At 52.5% G+C, this 20,573-nt stretch carries 13 protein-coding genes and 1 pseudogene; 10 read left to right on the forward strand and 4 right to left on the reverse strand.

From position 1 onward, the window contains the following. Positions 1-5 precede the first annotated feature (5 nt). Positions 6-1,976, forward strand: a complete 1,971-nt coding sequence (locus FFI61_RS14070) for an ATP-binding cassette domain-containing protein (protein WP_200371227.1) — start codon at positions 6-8, stop codon at positions 1,974-1,976. A gap of 76 nt (positions 1,977-2,052) precedes the next feature. On the opposite strand, the gene FFI61_RS14075 is transcribed toward FFI61_RS14070, so the two are convergent. Then, positions 2,053-2,484, reverse strand: a complete 432-nt coding sequence (locus FFI61_RS14075; RefSeq protein ID WP_200204968.1) for a universal stress protein — start codon at positions 2,482-2,484, stop codon at positions 2,053-2,055. A 74-nt stretch (positions 2,485-2,558) separates the two neighbouring features. Further along, the gene (locus FFI61_RS14080; RefSeq protein WP_200204967.1) at positions 2,559-3,377 is read right to left on the reverse strand and encodes a hypothetical protein; all 819 of its coding nucleotides are present in this window, start codon (positions 3,375-3,377) and stop codon (positions 2,559-2,561) included. Positions 3,378-3,804: 427 nt separating this feature from the next. On the opposite strand from FFI61_RS14080, the gene fadB reads away from it, so the two are divergent. The 3 genes from fadB to topA all read left to right on the forward strand — a co-directional run bounded on the left by fadB (position 3,805) and on the right by topA (position 10,072). Continuing rightward, entirely contained in the window at positions 3,805-5,952 is a 2,148-nt protein-coding gene (gene fadB, locus FFI61_RS14085; RefSeq protein ID WP_200371231.1) for a fatty acid oxidation complex subunit alpha FadB, read from the forward strand. A gap of 33 nt (positions 5,953-5,985) precedes the next feature. Beyond that, entirely contained in the window at positions 5,986-7,161 is a 1,176-nt protein-coding gene (gene fadA / locus FFI61_RS14090) for an acetyl-CoA C-acyltransferase FadA (RefSeq protein ID WP_200204965.1), read from the forward strand. A 271-nt stretch (positions 7,162-7,432) separates the two neighbouring features. Continuing rightward, positions 7,433-10,072: a type I DNA topoisomerase gene (gene topA, locus FFI61_RS14095; protein WP_200371233.1), complete on the forward strand. Its 2,640-nt coding sequence runs from the start codon at positions 7,433-7,435 to the stop codon at positions 10,070-10,072. Between the two features lie 89 nt (positions 10,073-10,161). On the opposite strand, the pseudogene FFI61_RS14100 reads toward topA, so the two are convergent. Beyond that, a pseudogene (locus FFI61_RS14100) lies at positions 10,162-11,034 on the reverse strand (NAD(P)-dependent oxidoreductase). A gap of 134 nt (positions 11,035-11,168) precedes the next feature. Next, the gene (gene gltA, locus FFI61_RS14105; protein ID WP_200204962.1) at positions 11,169-12,443 is read right to left on the reverse strand and encodes a citrate synthase; all 1,275 of its coding nucleotides are present in this window, start codon (positions 12,441-12,443) and stop codon (positions 11,169-11,171) included. Between the two features lie 477 nt (positions 12,444-12,920). Here gltA and sdhC point away from each other — a divergent pair, with 477 nt between their 5' ends. The 6 genes from sdhC to odhB all read left to right on the forward strand — a co-directional run bounded on the left by sdhC (position 12,921) and on the right by odhB (position 20,541). After that, the gene (gene sdhC, locus FFI61_RS14110) at positions 12,921-13,298 is read left to right on the forward strand and encodes a succinate dehydrogenase, cytochrome b556 subunit (protein WP_200204961.1); all 378 of its coding nucleotides are present in this window, start codon (positions 12,921-12,923) and stop codon (positions 13,296-13,298) included. After that, positions 13,289-13,639 (forward strand): succinate dehydrogenase, hydrophobic membrane anchor protein, encoded by a 351-nt coding sequence (gene sdhD / locus FFI61_RS14115; protein ID WP_227714936.1) that lies wholly within the window; start codon positions 13,289-13,291, stop codon positions 13,637-13,639. Before sdhC ends, sdhD begins: the two co-directional genes overlap by 10 nt. Before the next feature lie 3 nt (positions 13,640-13,642). Then, positions 13,643-15,415 (forward strand): succinate dehydrogenase flavoprotein subunit, encoded by a 1,773-nt coding sequence (gene sdhA / locus FFI61_RS14120; RefSeq protein ID WP_200204960.1) that lies wholly within the window; start codon positions 13,643-13,645, stop codon positions 15,413-15,415. A 14-nt stretch (positions 15,416-15,429) separates the two neighbouring features. Then, the gene (locus tag FFI61_RS14125; RefSeq protein WP_200204959.1) at positions 15,430-16,134 is read left to right on the forward strand and encodes a succinate dehydrogenase iron-sulfur subunit; all 705 of its coding nucleotides are present in this window, start codon (positions 15,430-15,432) and stop codon (positions 16,132-16,134) included. Positions 16,135-16,448: 314 nt separating this feature from the next. Further along, positions 16,449-19,286, forward strand: a complete 2,838-nt coding sequence (locus FFI61_RS14130) for a 2-oxoglutarate dehydrogenase E1 component (RefSeq protein WP_200204958.1) — start codon at positions 16,449-16,451, stop codon at positions 19,284-19,286. 25 nt (positions 19,287-19,311) lie between these two features. Further along, a complete protein-coding gene (gene odhB, locus FFI61_RS14135; RefSeq protein WP_200204957.1) occupies positions 19,312-20,541 on the forward strand; it encodes a 2-oxoglutarate dehydrogenase complex dihydrolipoyllysine-residue succinyltransferase in 1,230 nt (409 codons plus the stop codon). Positions 20,542-20,573 lie beyond the last annotated feature (32 nt).

Raw genomic sequence — 20,573 nt, forward strand, 5'->3', positions numbered from 1 at the left:
ACAACGTGCCACTGTTAACGCTGGACTCGATTTCCCTGGCTTTCGGAATGCACCCGCTGCTTGATCAGGCTTCACTGAATATTGAAGCTGGTGAGCGGGTGTGCCTGTTAGGAAGGAATGGCGAGGGTAAGTCGACTCTTCTGAAAATCGTGAGCGGCGAGGTTGTTCCGGATGGTGGCAAGGTGCGCCTTGACGATGGCGCGGTGTTGGCGGTTTTGCCCCAGAACCTGCCGTCTGACGACACCAGGACGGCATACGAAGTTGTGTCGGGAGCCTTCCCTGAAGCGGGTCAGCTTCTTGCAGAGTTTCATACGCTTACACAAAGCGCAGACGAGTCCAGTCTTGATCGTATGATGAAGGTTCAGGAGCGTATCGAAGCGCTTGACGGGTGGCGGCTGGATCAGAAGGTTACGGCCATTCTGGCGCAATATGGTATCGATCCGGATCAGCGGCTTAATACGCTTTCCGGTGGATGGCAGCGCCGTGTTCTGTTGGCAAAAGCACTCGTTGGAGAACCCGATATTCTTTTGCTGGATGAGCCAACCAACCATCTTGATGTGCCAGCCATTGCATGGCTTGAGGAGGCTCTTGGTGCGTTTCGTGGCGCCATGCTTTTCGTGAGCCACGATCGTGCTTTTATCAGGCGGATGGCTACCCGGGTTGTGGAGCTGGATCGCGGCAAGCTGGTTAGTTTTGCAGCGTCTTATGACCGATATCTTGATCTGAAAGAAAAGGCCCTTGAAGAGGAAGAACGGGAAAATGCCCTTTTCGACAAGAGGCTGAAACAGGAAGAAGCCTGGATACGCCAGGGCATTAAAGCTCGTCGCACTCGCAATATGGGTCGGGTCAGGGCGCTGAAAGCGATGCGGGAAGAGCATCGGCAGCGTCGGGTCAGGGGTGGCACAGCAACCTTCGCAGTGGAGGATGCGGCACGCTCAGGCAAGCTGGTGGTTGAGGCAGTGGGTGCCGGCTTTGCGTACCCGGATGGAACAGCCATTATTCGGGATATGAACCTCACTGTGCTTCGGGGCGACAAAATTGGCCTTGTGGGGGAGAACGGAACTGGCAAAACAACACTGGTACGCTTGTTACTGGGTAGTCTTGAGCCGACACAGGGCACCATCCGCCTGGGAACAAATCTCGAGGTTGCCTATTTTGACCAGCTTCGTGGTGAACTCGACCTCAGTCTGAATGCTCTCGACAACTTGTCGGAAGGTCGGGAATTTATTGATATCAACGGCCAAAGCAAGCATGTGCTCGGCTATTTGCAGGAGTTTCTTTTTACCCCTGAGCGGGCGAGATCCCCTGTTCGGGTGTTCTCCGGGGGGGAGCGTGCAAGGCTGTTGCTGGCCAAGCTGTTCAGTAAGCCGGCAAACATTCTGGTGCTCGATGAGCCAACCAACGATCTGGATGTGGAAACCCTTGAGTTGCTGGAAGAGCAGCTTTCCGAGTTTGCTGGTACCGTGATTGTTATCAGCCACGACCGTGAATTCCTCGATAACGTTGTAACGGAAACGGTTTTCCTGGACGGTTCTGGCTATGTGCGGGAATACGTAGGTGGATACAGCGACTGGCGTCGACAGGGGGGGCGTTTCCCGGCTGAGGCAACGGGCGCGCGACCCGATCGGCACGACAAAGCGGCAAAGTCAGGGAAGCAAAATAGTGGCAAGGGCAATGTTAATTCTGTTGCGAAGGATGATCAGGTCGCAGCGGGGTCGCAAGATGGCGATGCCAGTAAGCCCAAGCCAGTCAAGTTGAGTTATAAGTTAAAGCTCGAACTTGAACAGTTGCCGGGGCAAATAGAGGCCTTGGAACAGGATGTTGCGAACATTCAGGCACGAATTTCTTCTGCTGACTTCTATTCAGGGGCGGCTGAAGAGGTTGCAGAGGTTCTGGAAGAGCTGGAGCAGAAAGAGCTCAAGCTCGAGAAGGTGATCGAGAGGTGGATGGAGCTGGAAGAGCAGGCACTTGGTTAAGGATTTCAGATACAAAAAGCCCGGTGGCAAGGAATTGCCCCGGGCTTTTCTTTAAAGCTGGATGTTGCAGGGCGACTTAGCGAATTCTGATCGCTAAAACGTCGCACTCTGTGCCATGCAAAACGCCATTTGCAGTGGAGCCCAGTAGCAGCTGGAAACCCTTCCGTCCGTGGCTTCCCACAATCACCAGGTCTGCAGCCTGTTCTTTGACCAAGCGGTGTATCTCCGATTCCGGCCGGCCCACAGTTACAATCTGGTTGGTTTTGTCAACGCCATACTGAGCACCGTATGCAGCAAGCTGTTCCCGGGCGGCCTTATCGAGCTGAGTTTGAAGCTCGGTAAGGTCCATTGGAATATCTCCGCCATAGGCATACCCCACTGGCTCCACAACGTGCACCAGAACAAGGCTGGCACCGTGAGCTTCGCTCATGATCTTTGCTTTTTCCAGAACCTGGGGTGCTTCTTCGGTAAGATCGATAGCAACCAGCATCTTTTTGTATGCAGACATCCCTAACTCCTTTTGTATCGGCTTTCCTACAGCATAATACGCGAGCCCGACCGGGGGAAGGGCTCCGGTGCTGCTCAGGCGTTTTGCTGGAGCAAAGAGATAACGGAAGACAGGCTTTCGAGAATGCGTTTGGAATACCGGTCGATTACAAAACCCACGTTGTTTTCGTTGTAGTTGATATAAGAGCCCCGGATGAACTGCCATTTTGCATTTACATCGCTCAAAAGTTCACTCAGCTCTTCTTTGCTTTCGCCTGTACTCATTGTTTCAAGCAGCATGTCGAATTCTTTAGCCTGATCATCAAGTGACGTTTCGAGGGCAGAGCCTTGAAATATTTGCGCAACCGAAGAGTTGGTGCGAACCGAGTACTTGGCCATCATCTGGGCGATGACGACTGCTCCCATCCGGGCTGCTTCTACCCGTGGACTTGTTTGTGTCTTCGAGGTTTCCTGGGCAATCTGGTAGAGTTCGGATGCCTTGCTGTTCATTTCCAGCGCCTGGTTGGCCATGTCTGAAACCAGCCGCAAGTCCGGATAACCAGTTGTCCGGACATCGTTTATGTTGTCGCGCATCAGGTTTTTGAATTTATCGAACTGGCTGTTGAGCTCTTCAAGTTGCTCATTGGATAGTCCGCCACCTGTGTTGCTCGTAACGAGGTTCATGGCGTCGTTGGCTGAGTTGATACCCGCCACAATCTCGTTCAAGGTATTGGTGCTGCCGGATCCGATAAAACGGTAGTAGGCGTCAAGCGCGACATAATTGCTTACGCGGAAGTTATGTAGCTGGGCGAGGAAGTCGTCAGACTCCTGTGCCTTTACGTTCATGGATGTGAGCAAAAACAGAAACAGTGAGGCAACCATAGAGGCGCGAGCGCCGAGGTAGGTGGATTTCATCGGACGGATTCTCCGTAAAGCGTTTATTATTGTGTACGAAAGTCGTAGATCGAAGGTAAAGTAAGTTTCCCGGCCAATCAAGCAGTTTTGCGGGCCCGGGATTCGGGAAATGTAAATATCTTTGAAATTTGCATCGCGAAGTTCAGGTGCATTCTCTGTACTGGCTTGTAAAGCCTTGATAGATAAGCATACTGGCTCGTAATGTAGGTGTTATTTCCGCATGTTGCGTCTGATCACAAAGAAACAAATTGACAAACGTGCTGTTTTTTCACATCGTGTGCCCTCACGATTCAAACGACTGTATGAATTTTTAGTCGTTTGATCGGGCAGTGACAGAAATCTCGCTGCATCAAACAGCTCTGACGACTCCTCAAGCGAGGCCGTTCAGAGTTGGAGGCAGTTCCAAACACAGACTGGAGATCAGTTGATGATTTACGAAGGTAAAGCCATCACGGTTAAAGAGATCGAAGGCGGGATCGCTCAGTTGGACTTCGACTTGCAAGGCGAGTCGGTAAACAAGTTCAACCGTCTTACCATTGAAGAGCTCCACGCCGCGACTGATGCACTTAAAGCACAGAAGAAACTCAAGGGCCTGGTAGTAACCAGTTCCAAAGACAGTTTCATTGTTGGTGCCGACATTACAGAGTTTACTGATCTGTTTGCCGGTTCCGAAGAGGATCTGGTTGCCAACAACCTGAAGGCTAATGCCATTTTCAGTGCGGTAGAAGATCTGCCGTTCCCGACCGTAACAGCTATTAACGGCATTGCGCTGGGTGGCGGTTTTGAAATGTGCCTGGCTACAGACTTCCGGGTTATGGCTCCCAAGGCAAAAGTAGGTCTGCCAGAAGTTAAGCTGGGTATTTTCCCTGGCTTTGGCGGTACTGTTCGCCTGTCCCGCCTTGTGGGTGTGGATAACGCCGTAGAGTGGATTTGTGGCGGTGCAGAAAACCGTGCCGACGTGGCTTTGAAGACAGGCGCTGTCGACGCCGTCGTTGAGCCAGAAAAGCTCGTTGAGGCTGCTGTTGCCATTATTAACCAGTGCAACGAAGGCAAGCTTGACCACGAAGCGCGCCGCGAAGAGAAAAAGGGCAAGATCAAGCTGAATGCCATGGAAAGCATGATGGCATTTGAGATCTCCAAAGCATTTGTTGGTGGCAAAGCGGGTAAAAACTACCCGGCACCAGTAGAAGCTATCAAGGTGATGCAGAAGCACGCCGGCATGACCCGCGACAAGGCGATTGAAGTTGAAGCGAAAGGCTTTGCCAAAATGGCGAAGACCAACGTTGCAGCTTGCCTGGTGGGCCTGTTCCTGAACGATCAGGAGTTGAAGAAGAAGGCCAAGGCGTGGGAAAAAGAAGCGTCTGAAGTGAAACTGGCTGCCGTATTGGGTGCCGGTATCATGGGTGGTGGTGTGGCGTATCAGTCAGCACTGAAAGGCACGCCGATCATCATGAAGGACATTAACCAGGATGGTATTACCCTGGGTCTGAATGAAGCCAAAAAGCTGCTCACCAAGCGTGTCGACAAAGGCCGCATGAAAGCAGGCCAGATGGCAGATGTTCTCAACAGTATTACTCCAACGCTGAACTACGGTGATTTCAAAAACGTAGACCTGGTTGTTGAGGCCGTTGTTGAAAACCCGAAAGTAAAAGATGCGGTTCTGCGTGAAGTAGAAGATGCGGTTCGTGAAGACGCGATTCTGACGTCTAACACCTCGACCATTTCCATAGATCTTCTGGCCAAGAACCTGAAGCGCCCGGAAAACTTCTGTGGCATGCACTTCTTCAACCCTGTGCACATGATGCCGCTGGTTGAGGTTATCCGCGGCAAGAAGACCAGTGATCGCGCTATTGCGACTACTGTGGCTTACGCCAAGGCCATGGGTAAGACTCCGATCGTTGTAAACGATTGCCCGGGCTTCCTGGTTAACCGCGTTCTGTTCCCTTACTTTGGCGGTTTTGTTGGCCTGGTACGTGACGGTGCCGACTTCCAGAAAGTCGACAAGGTTATGGAAAAGTTCGGCTGGCCGATGGGCCCGGCATACCTGCTGGACGTTGTTGGTATGGATACCGGCAAGCATGCTGGTGAAGTAATGGCTGACGGCTTCCCCGATCGTATGAAGCACGCAGAAACCACTGCAATTGACGTAATGTTTGAAAACAACCGTTACGGACAGAAGAACGATGTTGGTTTCTACAAGTACGAACTGGACCGCAAGGGCAAGCAGAAGAAGGTTGTCGATGAAGAGACCTACAAGCTGCTTGAGCCGGTTGTTCAGGGTAAGAACGAGTTCAGCGATGAAGACATCATTGCTCGCATGATGATCCCATTGTGCCTTGAAACCGTTCGCTGCCTGGAAGATGGCATTGTTGAAGACCCGGCTGATGCCGATATGGGTCTGATCTTCGGTATCGGCTTCCCGCCGTTCCGTGGAGGCGCCCTGCGTTATATCGACGACATGGGTGTCGACAAGTTCGTTGAACTGGCAGACAAGTATGCAGATCTTGGTCCTTTGTACCATCCGACCGATAAGCTGCGTGAAATGGCCAAGACTGGCAAAAAGTTCTTTGGTTAACCCTGAACGAGATTTCCGAACGGAGAAAGATCTATGAGCCTTAATCCGAGAGACGTTGTCGTCGTCGATTGCGTGCGGACTCCGATGGGTCGTGCCAAAAATGGTTGTTTCCGCCATGTGCGTGCGGAAACCCTGTCGGCTACGCTGATCGATGCTCTTTTCGAGCGTAACCCGAAGCTCGACCCGAAAGAAGTTGAAGATGTGATTTGGGGCTGTGTAAACCAGACCAAGGAGCAGGGCTTTAACGTGGCGCGGCAGATTTCTGTGCTGACCCGTATCCCTCATGAGTCTGCAGCCCAGACTGTTAACCGTCTGTGTGGTTCTGCCATGAGTGCAATCCATACAGCAGCCCAAGCCATCATGACCGGCAACGGTGATGTGTTTGTGGTTGGTGGTGTGGAGCACATGGGCCACGTACCCATGACGGAAGGTTTCGACCATAACCCGGCTGCTTCCAAATACACTGCTAAAGCCTCGAACATGATGGGCCTGACAGCAGAGATGCTGGCAAAAATGCACGGCATTACCCGCCAGCAGCAGGATGAGTTTGGTGCTCGCTCACATCGTCTAGCCCATGAAGCGACCCTCGAAGGCCGTTTCAAGAACGAAATCGTGCCTGTTGAAGGTCACGACGAGAATGGCTTTAAGGTGCTGATTGAGCATGACGAGACTATTCGTCCCGACACCACCGTGGAGTCACTGGGCCAGCTTAGACCGGCTTTTGATCCAAAGAACGGTACGGTAACGGCGGGTACTTCTTCTCAGCTGACAGACGGTGCCTCTGCTATGGTCCTGATGTCTGCAGAGCGTGCAGAAGCACTGGGTCTGAAGCCGATGGCGAAGATTCGCAGCATGGCCGTTGCTGGCTGTGATCCCGCAATCATGGGCTACGGCCCTGTACCGGCAACCAAAAAGGCACTTAAGCGTGCAGGCCTGAAAGTTGAAGATATCGACTTCTGGGAACTGAACGAAGCCTTTGCTGGTCAGTCTTTGCCAGTGTTGAAAGACCTGAAACTGCTGGGTGTGATGGAAGAGAAGGTTAACCTGAACGGCGGCGCGATTGCTCTTGGGCATCCGCTGGGCTGCTCTGGTGCCCGTATCTCTACCACTCTGCTGAACGTAATGCAGGCCAAAGGCGGTAAGCTTGGTGTATCCACCATGTGTATCGGCCTTGGCCAGGGTATTGCGACGGTCTGGGAGCGCCTGTAATCCGTTAAGCGGGTTCAGTAACGCTTTCATGGGAGGCCCGGCATTCGCCGGGCCTTTCTTGTTTCAGGGTGGGTGCAGAGTGCTTCTTTAAAACTTGAAAAATGCATGACTGAAACAAAGAATGGGTTGTCTTGCTATTCCTGACACTGTAAAACAGTGAGCCTATACATAATGGCGGCTTCTATAGTTTTTCCAGCCGATTGATTTTACAGCGAGTTTACGGTCTGCTTGTATGTCGACCGATTTATCGCCAAGGATACAGATCTCCGATATGGGTAAAAGTCTCGTAATTGTCGAGTCACCAGCGAAAGCGAAGACCATTAACAAGTACCTGGGTTCTGACTTCATCGTAAAGTCCAGCGTTGGGCACATTCGTGATCTGCCAGTTAGTGGCAGTGGGTCCCAGTCTGATCCGAAAGAACGTGCCAGGCAGGCGGCGCTTACGCGCAAGCTCAGCCCTGAAGACAAGATTGTGCATAAAAAGCGCAAGGCACGGGAGCAATTGGTTGCTCGTATGGGGGTTGATCCAGACAATGACTGGAGTGCCCGATACGAAGTCCTTCCTGGCAAGGAAAAGGTTGTTAGTGAGCTCAAGCGTCTCGCAAAAAATGCCGACCACATTTACCTCGCAACGGATCTTGACCGCGAAGGGGAGGCTATTGCCTGGCACCTGAAGCAGGCCATTGGTGGCGAGCCTGAAAAATACCGCCGTGTGGTGTTTAACGAGATCACCAAGCGTGCCATTCAGGAAGCATTTGAAAACCCGGGAAGTCTCGATACGAATCAGGTGAACGCCCAGCAGGCTCGTCGCTTTCTCGACCGGGTTGTTGGTTACATGGTGTCGCCGCTATTGTGGGCCAAACTCGCCCGTGGGCTGTCTGCAGGCCGTGTTCAGTCAGTGGCTGTACGTTTGATTGCGGAGCGGGAGCGGGATATCCGGGTGTTTGTACCGGAGGAATATTGGCAGTTGTTTGCCGGGCTTGGTGCCAAGGCCGCTGCGCAGCCGGTTCGGTTTGAGGTTACCCGCTACGACGGCAAGCCTTATCGCCCGGTTAACGAGCAGCAAAGCAATGAGCACGTAGAGCGCCTGAAGGCTGGCGCCTTTGAGGTGGCCAAGCGGGAAGACAAACCAACCAGGTCTCGCCCGGGCGCACCTTTTATTACCTCAACGCTACAGCAGGCTGCAAGTAACCGCCTTGGGTTCAGTGTCAAGAAAACCATGATGCTGGCACAGCGGCTGTATGAGGCAGGTTACATCACCTATATGCGTACCGACTCTACCAACTTGAGTCAGGACGCGATTAATAGCTGCCGGGAGTTCATCAAGGATCAGTTTGGTAATCGTTATTTGCCTGAGAAGCCCAAAGTTTATGGCAGCAAAGAAGGGGCTCAGGAAGCGCACGAGGCCATTCGTCCTACAGAGGTGTCTCGCAAGGCCGCGGCAATCAGTGGCTTGGAAAAAGACGCTGAGAAGCTCTATGACCTCATCTGGCGTCAGTTTGTTGCCTGCCAGATGTCTGAGGCCGAATTCCTTAGCACCTCTATCGTAGTGGCTAACGGCGATTACGAACTGCGTACCCGTGGTCGCATTATCAAGTTTGAAGGTTTTCTGAAGGTGGCCCCTCAGTCGGCCAAGAAAGAAGAAGACGTTGCCCTGCCAGACATCAAGGTAGGTGAGTCTCTGAGTCTCGAAAAGCTCGAGCCAAGCCAGCACTTTACCAAGCCAGCGCCTCGCTATACGGAAGCAAGCCTGGTTAAAGAGCTTGAAAAGCAGGGTATTGGTCGGCCATCCACATACGCATCGATCATCTCGACCATTCAGGATCGTGGCTACGTGCGTCTGCAAAACCGTCGCTTCTACGCTGAAAAAATGGGTGAGATAGTCACGGATCGCCTGTGCGAGTCGTTTTCCAACCTCATGGACTTCGATTTTACCGCCAAGATGGAAGGTGATCTTGACCGCATTGCTTTAGGCGATGTGGAATGGAAAAAGGTTCTTAACGACTTCTATGCCAACTTCCGTCAGCAGCTGGAGTCTGCTGAAACGGCTGATGGTGAAGGCGGTATGCGCCCGAACGACCCGACCGAAACCAATATTCCCTGCCCAACCTGTGCGCGTAATATGCAGATTCGTGTTGCAAGTACGGGTGTGTTTCTGGGCTGTTCCGGATATTCGTTGCCGCCGAAAGAACGCTGTAAAACAACCATCAACCTGGTGTCAGGTGATGAAGTTGTTAGTGCTGATGATGATGTTGAGGGCGAGGGCGAGACCCGGCTGCTGCGTAAAAAACGACGTTGCCCTATCTGTGCAACGGCCATGGACAGTTATCTGGTGGATGAAACCCGTAAGCTCCACGTTTGCGGTAATAATCCCGACTGTGCCGGGTATGAAGTGGAAGAGGGCACTTTCCGGATTAAGGGCTACGACGGCCCCACGCTTGAGTGTGACAAGTGCGGTTCTGAGATGCAGCTCAAAACCGGGCGCTTTGGTAAGTATTTCGGGTGCATGAGCGACACCTGTAAGAATACCCGCAAACTGTTAAAGAGTGGGGAGCCGGCGCCACCCAAAATGGACCCGGTACCAATGCCAGAGCTGAAGTGTCAGAAAGTCGATGACACCTATGTGCTGCGTGATGGCGCATCAGGAATGTTTTTGGCGGCTAGCAAGTTCCCGAAAAACCGTGAGACTCGGCCACCTCTGGTTATGGAGATTAAGCCGCATCGTGAGGAAATAGATCCGAAACACGATTATCTGATGGGAGCGCCAGAGCGTGATCCTGAGGGCAATCCGACGGTCATCCGTTATAGTCGCAAAACCAAAGAGCAGTATGTGATGACGGAAAAAGACGGTAAGGCTACGGGCTGGTCTGCATGGTATGTGAACGGAAAATGGCAGCCCCGGGAAAAGTAAAAAGATAATCAAGGCTGGTCAGGCCAATAAGAAAAAAGGCCAGAGCGCAAGCTCTGGCCTTTTTTGATTTGGCTGAGTTCTTTTCAGGCTTATCTGAATTTCCGCAATCTTTGAATAAGTGACGACGTATCCCAGCGTTTACCGCCCATCTCCTGAACGTCGCCATAAAACTGGTCTACCAGGGCTGTAACCGGTAGCGAGGCGTTCACCTTGCGTGCTTCATCGAGGCATATGCCGAGATCTTTTCGCATCCAGTCAACTGCAAATCCATGATCAAATTCACCGTCAATCATGGTTCCTGAGCGGTTTTCCATTTGCCAGGACTGTGCGGCGCCCTTGGAAATGACGTCAACGACTTTTTTAACATCCAGATTTGCCTGTTCGGCAAAATGAAGAGCTTCCTATAGTCCTTGTACCAAACCGGCAATGGCAATCTGATTGACCATTTTCGTTTTTTGGCCGCTTCCTGCAGGGCCCATAAGATTCAGGGCTCTGGCGTAGTGCTGCAGTAGCGGCTGAGCTTTCGAGTAGTCTTCATCTGAGCCGCCGCACATAATGGTAAGCTGTCCCTTCTGGGCACCCTGTTGACCTCCTGACACTGGTGCGTCGATAAAGCCCATACCAACCCTGCCTGCAGCCGCGGCAAGCCTCTCAGCTACGCCGGCAGAAGCAGTGGTGTGGTCCACAAGCACGGCACCGTGCTTTGCGTGCGCCAGAATGCCACTCTCGCCTTCGTAAACCGTAATCAGGTCCTTGTCGGCACCAACACAGGTCATTACAAAATCAGCGTCTTTGACGGCTTCTTCTATGGTCTGACAGGCGGTTCCCGGGTAATCCCTGGCCCACTGAACCGATTTGTCCGTTGAGCGATTCCATACCCGAACGGTAATGCCGGCTTCGGCCAGATGGCCTGCCATGGGATAGCCCATAACGCCAAGACCGATAAAGGTTGCGGTTGTCATTGGTTTCTCCTTGTAGAGTTCTGGAGCTTAACTTAGCACAGCGTCAACAGATTGCAGGCGATAAGACACGTTAATTAAAGGAATAAAAAAGGCCGCTGAATCAGCGGCCTTTTGGGCATTACGACAGGCAGGACTTATTTTTTTGGGTAGTCCCGTGCTGGAGAGCCAGTGTACAGCTGGCGTGGGCGGCCAATGCGATAGTCACCGCTGACCATTTCGTTCCAGTGGGAGAACCAGCCGATTGTCCGCGCCATGGCAAAGATTACCGTAAACATGGATGTCGGGATCCCGATTGCCTTCAGAATGATGCCTGAATAGAAATCTACGTTCGGGTAAAGCTTGCGCTTGACGAAGTATTCATCTTCCAGGGCGATTTGCTCAAGACGCTGGGCGATCTTCAGAAGAGGGTCGTTTTCCAGCCCGAGCTCGCTCAAGACTTCGTGCGCAGTTTCGGCCATAACCTTGGCGCGCGGGTCGAAGTTTTTATAAACCCTGTGCCCAAAGCCCATCAGTCGGAAAGGATCATCTTTGTCTTTAGCTCTGGCAATAAACGCATCGATGTTGGATACGTCGCCAATTTCCGCAAGCATATCCAGAACAGCCTCGTTAGCGCCGCCGTGCGCGGGGCCCCAAAGAGCCGCAATGCCTGAAGCGATACAGGCGTAAGGGTTGGCGCCGGAAGAGCCTGCCAGTCGCACAGTTGATGTGGACGCATTCTGTTCATGGTCAGCGTGAAGAATGAATATCTTGTCCATCGCTTTCCCAAGAACCGGGTTCGGCTTGTATTCTTCGCACGGCGTGCCGAACATCATCTGCAGAAAGTTCTCTGCGTATGACAGGTCATTGCGCGGATACATGAACGGTTCGCCCTTGGAATATTTGTAACACCAAGCCGCAATTGTTGGCATCTTGGCAATCAGGCGATGGGCTGTGATTTCCCTTTGTTTTGGGTCGGTGACATCCATCTGGTCATGGTAGAACGCAGACAGGGCGCCGACTACACCACACATAATGGCCATAGGGTGCGCATCACGGCGGAAGCCATGGAAGAAATTGCGCATCTGGTCATGCAGCATGGTGTGCTTTTTGATTGTTTCGTGGAACTGCTTGTTATCTTCGGCAGTTGGCAGTTCGCCTTTCAGCAGCAGGTAGCAGACCTCAAGGTAATCTGAATGCTCTGCGAGCTGCTCGATTGGATAGCCCCGGTGCAGTAGAACACCTTCGTCGCCATCGATGTAAGTGATAGCAGACTCACAGGCGGCCGTAGAGACAAAGCCCGGGTCGTAAGTGAAAACGCCATTCTGGACTAGGCCTCTAACGTCGATAACGTCAGGTCCAACGGTGCCGGAATAAATCGGTAGCTCAATGGACTCATTCCCCACCGAGAGCGTGGCTTTCCTGTCGGTCATAGTGCTCTCCTGTTTATCAGCTTTGACAGTGCTAGCTGTCTTTATAGTTGCGCGAGAAGGCGCGTATTATCGCAAAACTGGCGGCAAAATATAGGGCGTTGGCTTTTTTTGTCAATGAAAGAGTAAGGAAACATTACGATCATCCCTTTGCTGTAAATCAGGGATATCACGAATAATGCGGCCTCGGATGGAAAAAAGCATTTGTCAATACGCTTAATAGCTTGCTCTGCTACAGTGCTCACGCGGCTTAGGCGTGTGTTGCGCGTTTGTAATTATACGGGCGTCTCCTTATAATCCCTAGCCCGGAATTGGGGATCCATCTTCACGGATGCTTGTGCGTAGCAAGCTACCTTGTTGGTGTTCACCCTCCTGAACCAATCGTCTGTCGATATCGTATTCAACATTCGATCGTTACATACCAACTAACCGCCGCCGGCTTGCCGGTTCTGCGGCACCAAAAGAGAGTGTGAGAGCGCTGTGAATAGCAAACGACCAGTAAATCTCGATCTCGGCACGTTTCATTTTCCGCTGCCAGCCATTACGTCCATATTGCACCGCATCAGCGGCATCATCATTTTTGTTGGTGTTGCGTTCATGCTCTACGGACTCCAGCTTTCCCTTTCAGGGGAAGAAGGCTTCAGTCAGGTCAGTGAACTGCTGAACAGCTTCCTTGCCAAGCTGATTACCTGGGGCATTCTGTCTGCTCTGCTTTATCACCTGGTTGCGGGTATCAAGCATCTGCTTATGGATATGGGTATTGGTGAAGAGCTGGAAAGCGGGCGAGCCGCTGCAAAAATCACAATTGCAGTCTCCGTTATCCTCATCGTTCTGGCGGGAGTTTTCGTATGGGCATGAATAGTGTGACCAACATTGGCCGTAACGGTATCCAGGATTGGATTATCCAGCGGGTTTCTGCATACGTTCTGGCTTTTTATACGCTGTTTTTGATTGGTTTTTTTGCCATAAATACTGATCTGGACTACCAAACCTGGTCGGCTTTGTTCAGTCAGACGTGGTTCAAGATCTTTTCATTGTTGGCCTTGCTTTCAATCGGCGCTCACGCGTGGGTCGGGCTTTGGACCGTGTCTACCGACTACATCAAGTCAGCAATGCAGCGCTTTCTGTTTCAAGCAGCATTCATTCTGGTTAGTTTTGTGTATGTGGTCTGGGGAATCCAGATTATTTGGGGGCTTTGATCGATGTCTAACATTAAGACCATCTCATACGACGCAATTGTAATCGGCGGCGGCGGTGCCGGCATGCGAGCGGCCCTGCAGTTGACTGAGTCGGGCGTTAAAACCGCGTGTATTACCAAAGTATTTCCAACTCGTTCGCACACGGTATCTGCCCAGGGCGGTATTACTTGTGCGATCGCAAGCGCTGACCCCAATGACGACTGGCGCTGGCACATGTATGACACCGTTAAGGGGTCTGACTACATTGCCGACCAGGATGCAGTTGAGTACATGTGCTCTGTTGGGCCTCAGGCTGTTTTCGAGCTTGAGCATATGGGCCTGCCTTTCTCCCGTACTGAGCAGGGGCGCATTTATCAGCGTCCATTTGGTGGTCAGTCCAAAGGTCCGGACAACCCGACTCAGGCAGCACGTACTTGCGCAGCCGCTGACCGCACCGGCCATGCTCTGCTGCACACGCTTTATCAGGCAAACCTGAAGGGCGGCACTACCTTCCTGAACGAGTGGTACGCCGTTGATCTGGTCAAAAACAGCAAGAACGAAGTTGTTGGTGTTGTTGCCATTGAAATTGAAACCGGCGAAGTGGCTTACATCAAGTCCAAGGCAACGGTTCTGGCAACTGGCGGCGCTGGTCGTATCTACGCTTCGACCACCAACGCGCTGATTAATACGGGCGATGGTATTGGCATGGCGCTGCGCGCGGGATTCCCGATGCAGGACATGGAAATGTGGCAGTTCCACCCAACCGGAATATACGGTGCTGGTACGCTGGTAACGGAAGGTTGCCGGGGTGAGGGTGGCTACCTGATCAACTCTGAAGGCGAGCGGTTTATGGAGCGCTACGCTCCGAACGCGAAAGACCTTGCGGGCCGTGATGTTGTTGCGCGCTCCATGGTTATCGAAATCCTTGAAGGTCGCGGCTGTGGCCCCGAGAAGGATCATGTGTTGCTGAAGCTGGATCATCTGGGCGAAGAAACACTGAACCTGCGACTACCGGGTATCTGTGAGTTGTCTCGCACATTTGCTCACGTAGACCCTGTTAAAGAGCCAGTTCCGGTTGTTCCTACCTGTCACTATATGATGGGCGGTGTTCCTACAAACGTAGGCGGCCAAGCGCTGACTCAAGACGAGAATGGTAATGATCAGCCCATTCCGGGTCTGTTTGCCTGTGGTGAAGCTGCTTGTGTTTCCGTTCACGGTGCAAACCGCCTGGGCGGTAACTCGCTTCTGGATCTGGTAGTTTTCGGTCGTGCGGCAGGCCTGCATATCGAAGAGCAGTTGCGCGGTGGTTTTGAAACTGATGGCGCAACTGATGAAGATATCAAGCGTGCGATGGCCCGTCTGGATCGCCTGAACAGTGCTTCTGAAGGTGAGAGCGTTGCTGAAGTTCGTAAGGATCTTCAGAATTGTATGCAGCTCTACTTTGGTGTATTCCGCGATGGCAAGAGCATGGAAGAAGGCTTGAAGAAGCTTGAGGCCATTGGTGAGCGTGTTCGCAACACCAAGCTTACGGACACCAGTAATGCGTTCAACACTGCGCGCATTGAAGCACTTGAGCTGGACAACCTCTTCGAAGTAGCCCTGGCGACTGCAATCGCTGCAAACGAGCGTAAAGAAAGTCGGGGCGCTCATGCTCGTAACGATTTCACCGAGCGTGATGACGAGAACTGGTTGGCGCATTCTCTCTACTTCCCGCTGGACAAGCGTATTGGCAAGCGCGCTGTTAACTTCGCGCCTAAAACTGTCGAGTCTTTCCAGCCGAAAGTCCGGACTTACTAAGGGGAACGTACACTATGTTGGTAAGCCTTTACCGTTATAACCCGGAAACTGATAACGCCCCCTACATGCAGGACGTCGAAGTCGAGCTTCCGGCAGGAAAGGATCTGATGGTTCTTGATGTTCTTAATCTCATCAAGGAAAAGGATTCGTCCATGGCCTATCGCCGCTCATGCCGTGAAGGTGTGTGTGGCTCGGATGGCATGAATATGAACGGCAAGAACGGCCTGGCATGTATTACCCCGATGTCGCAGGTCGTAAAGAATGGCAAGTTGGTATTGCGCCCACTGCCAGGCTTGCCGGTTATCCGCGATCTGGTTGTAGACATGAGCCTGTTCTACAAACAGTACGAAAAAGTAATGCCGTACCTTGTGAACGATACGCCTGTGCCTGCCATTGAGCGTCTCCAGACACCAGAAGATCGGGAAAAGCTGGATGGTTTGTACGAGTGTATTCTCTGTGCATGCTGTTCCACATCCTGCCCTTCGTTCTGGTGGAACCCGGACAAGTTTATTGGGCCGGCGGGGCTGTTGCAGGCATACCGCTTCCTGGCGGATAGCCGCGACACAGCGCAAGCTGAACGTCTTGCTGACCTTGATGACCCGTTCAGCGTGTTCCGTTGCAGGGGCATCATGAACTGTGTCAGCGTATGTCCGAAAGGCCTCAACCCCACAAGGGCAATCGGCCACATCCGGAATCTTTTGCTGCATAGAGCTACATAAGCGGCAAGATTTCAGACAGGCGCTATACTGGTCTGAACAGGTTGGAACCCCGGAAGGCCTCGCATTTTTGCGGGGCCTTCAACCAAAGGCTTATAGTCAAAGGTCTTACCCGGGTGCACACTACGCAAGCCGTGGCGGGAACTCACCAGGTTTTCTTGCGGCGTTGCAGAGTATAAAAATCATTGGGGAACGGAAAACATCCATGTTGGGTGTGGTGGCCACAGTCGATCCCGTAAAAACCCGTATTGACTGACAGTTACCCCTGGCCGACCATACTTGGCTCCCCCGCACCAGCCCAAGGTGAGCTATTCAAAATGCAAGAAAGCATGATGGAGCAGTTATGGCAGACGTCCCACTTGCAAGGTGGAAATCTGGCCTATGTTGAACAGCTTTTTGAAACCTACCTGACAGACCCTAATGCCGTTCCTGAAGAGTGGCGTAGCTATTTTGACAAGCTTCCAAGCGTTGATGGCAATCATGGCCGCGACGTTATTCACTCTTCGATCCGGGAACAGTTTGAACACATCTCCCGCAATCAGCGTTTCCTCACGACTAACAGCGTGCCAGCAGGCGTTACGTCTGATGCTGATAAAAAGCAGATTCGTGTTCTTCAGCTAATCAACGCATACCGTTTCCGTGGTCACCAGGAAGCAAAGCTTGATCCGCTTGGCGTTTGGAATCGTCCCAAGGTAGAAGATCTTGATCTTTCGTTTCATGATTTGTCCGAGTCAGACCTTGATCTGGAGTTCCAGACTGGTTCCCTGAGCTTCGGTTCTGACACCATGAAACTTGGCGATATTTACGATGGTCTCCGCAAGACATACTGCGGAAGCATCGGCGCTGAATACATGCATGTTGTTGATACCCGCATCAAGCGCTGGTTTCAGCAGCGTATGGAGCCGGTTCGTTCTGAACCCGGTTTCGAAGCCGCTACCCGTACCCACATTCTTGAGCGCCTGACAGCGGCTGAAGGCCTGGAGAAATATCTCGGCTCCCGCTATCCCGGCGTTAAGCGTTTTGGTCTTGAGGGTGGTGAAAGCCTCATTCCCTGCATGGACGAACTTATCCAGCGTGCCGGCCATTACGGTGCCAAGGAAATTGTTCTGGGTATGGCTCACCGTGGCCGGCTGAACATTCTGGTCAACACCTTGGGCAAAAACCCCAAAGAGCTGTTTGACGAATTTGAAGGCAAAAGGCTGGCCGATTCCGGTTCTGGCGATGTTAAGTATCACCAGGGCTTTTCGTCCAACGTTATGACCGAAGGTGGAGAAGTGCACCTGGCTATGGCCTTCAACCCATCTCACCTGGAAATAGTATCTCCAGTGGTTGAGGGGTCGGTTCGTGCCCGCCAGACACGTCGTTCCGATACCGAAGGCAATCAGGTTGTTCCGGTTATCATGCACGGTGATGCGGCGTTTGCCGGCCAGGGCGTGGTAATGGAAACCTTCCAGATGTCCCAGACCCGTGGTTTCGGGGTGGGCGGCACCATCCATATAGTTATCAATAACCAAGTTGGCTTTACCACCAGCAAACAGGAAGACGCACGCTCTACTGAGTATTGCACCGACATCGCGAAGATGGTTCAGGCGCCGATACTGCATGTGAACGCCGATGATCCTGACGCGGTTGTTTTTGTGACTCAAATGGCGATGGACTATCGTAACGAGTTCAAGGGTGACGTGGTTATCGATCTGGTTTGTTATCGTCGCCGCGGGCACAACGAGGCGGATGAGCCTGCTGCAACCCAGCCGATGATGTACCAAAAGATTCGCAAACTGAAAACCACACGCACTATTTATGCAGAAAAGCTGGTTGCTGCCGGTGTGGTGACAGAAGATGAAGTCAAGCAGATGGAGAATGAGTACCGTGATGCGCTGGATAACGGCGAGCACGTGGTCAAGTCTCTGGTAAAAGAACCCAATAAAGACCTCTATGTTGATTGGGCTCCGTATCTTGGCCACGCATGGACTGCCAAGTGCAAATCCAGTGTGCCATTGAAAACCATCCAGAAGCTGGGTAAGAAATTAACCCAAGTACCGGAAGGGTTCAGCGTTCAGCGTCAGGTATCCAAGATTGTTACTGACCGTGACAAAATGACGGCCGGTGCCCTGCCCATGAACTGGGGTTATGCAGAGATCATGGCCTATGCGACTTTGCTGAATGAAGGGCATCCAATCCGCTTGACCGGACAGGATGTTGGCCGTGGAACCTTCTCGCACCGCCATGCAGTGTTGCATAACCAGAAAGACGGCTCGCGGCATATTGCGCTGGCTCAGCTTTCTGAAGACCAGCCCAAGTTCGAAATTTATGACTCCCTGCTTTCTGAAGAAGCAGTGATGGCGTTCGAATATGGCTACGCGACGACTGCGCCTAATGCGCTGGTGATCTGGGAAGCCCAGTTTGGTGACTTCGCCAATGGTGCACAAGTGGTCATTGACCAATTCCTTACCAGTGGTGAGCACAAGTGGGGTCGCCTGTGCGGGCTAACCCTGTTGCTGCCTCACGGCTATGAGGGGCAGGGGCCAGAGCATAGTTCTGCCCGCCTTGAGCGATTCCTCCAGCTTTCGGCAGAGCACAATATTCAGGTATGCGTGCCTACAACGCCTTCGCAGGTCTTCCACATGCTGCGCCGTCAGGTTAAGCGCCCGTTGCGCAAGCCCTTGATCGCAATCACGCCCAAGAGCCTGTTGCGCCACAAGGAAGCCACCTCGGATCTGGAAGATCTGACCTCAGGAACCTTCCAGACGGTACTTCCTGAGAAAGATTTGCCTGAAGCAAAAAAGGTTACTCGAGTTATTCTTTGCAGTGGCAAGGTCTATTATGACTTGCTGGAGAAGAAGAAAACCGAAGAGCGAGACGACGTTGCGCTCGTACGCATTGAGCAGCTTTATCCGTTCCCCGGTGAAGATCTGGATGAAACTTTGGCGCAGTATCCCAAGCTCAAGCATGTTGTCTGGTGCCAGGAAGAGCCAATGAACCAGGGTGCCTGGTATTGCAGTCAGCACCATATGCGAAATGCGCTGCAACGTCTGAACCCGAAGCTGTACCTTCAGTATGCCGGCCGACAGGCTTCCGCTGCTCCGGCGGCAGGGCACATGTCTGTGCATATTGAAGAACAGAAAAAACTTGTTAACGACGCGTTTGAAATCTGACGAGCTACCGAACTAAGGAACTGTAATGTCTACTGAGATTAAAGCCCCCGTATTCCCGGAGTCGGTCGCAGAGGGTACCGTCGCGACCTGGCACAAACAGCCTGGCGAAGCCTGTTCGCGTGACGACCTGATTGTCGATATTGAAACCGACAAAGTGGTTCTCGAAGTTGTCGCACCTGCAGACGGCGTAATCGAGGAAATTCTTAAAGGTGAAGGCGACACCGTAGAGAGCGGTGAAGTTATTGGTAAATTCAAAGCGGGCGCTGTGGGCGACTCTGGCTCGTCGGATAGCAAAGCCAGCAGCGCCGCTTCTGAAAAAGATGAAGCCAAAACTGAGCAAAGTCAGGATTCAGGTGACGCGATTCTGAGCCCTGCCGCGCGTAAGTTGGCTGACGAAAATAATGTAGATCCGGCTACCGTAAAGGGAACTGGAAAAGACGGGCGTGTTACGAAAGAAGACGTTCAGAACCATGTGGATACTTCCAAGGCCTCTGGCGGTTCTGCAAAAGCAGCTGCACCGTCTGCAGTGCCTGAGGTAAACGTGGCCGCTGGTGAGCGTCCTGAAAAGCGCGTGCCGATGACGCGCCTGCGTGCCAGTATTGCCAAGCGCCTGGTTAATGCTCAGCAAACAGCAGCTATGCTTACGACCTTCAACGAGGTCGATATGGGCCCGATCATGGAGCTGCGCAAGGCGTACCAGGACAGCTTTGTTAAGCGTCATGACATCAAGCTGGGCTTTATGTCCTTCTTCGCCAAGGCCGCCACAGAAGCGTTGAAGCGTTTCCCCGCTGTTAACGCATCGATCGACGGCAACGACATGGTTTACCACGGCTACCAGGATATTGGCGTGGCTGTATCTACCGAGCGTGGATTGGTTGTTCCTGTTGTTCGCGATGTTGATGCGCTGGGTCTGGCTGATATCGAGAAAAAAATCGTCGAGTACGGCACCAAGGCCAAAGATGGCAAGCTTGCAATTGAAGATATGACCGGTGGCACCTTTACCATCACCAACGGCGGCATCTTCGGCTCGCTGTTGTCTACGCCGATCCTGAACCCGCCCCAAACCGCTATTTTGGGTATGCACAAAATTCAGGAGCGCCCGATGGCGGTCAATGGCAAGGTGAAAATCCGCCCGATGATGTACCTTGCGCTGTCCTACGACCACCGCATGGTGGATGGCAAGGAAGCGGTGCAGTTCCTTGTAGCTATCAAGGACATGCTTGAGGACCCGGCGCGTATTCTGCTGGATGTGTGAGCTGACACCTAACGAATCGGAAAACAGGATTA

Source organism: Marinobacter sp. DY40_1A1 (assembly GCF_016597815.1).
GTDB lineage: Bacteria > Pseudomonadota > Gammaproteobacteria > Pseudomonadales > Oleiphilaceae > Marinobacter > Marinobacter xiaoshiensis.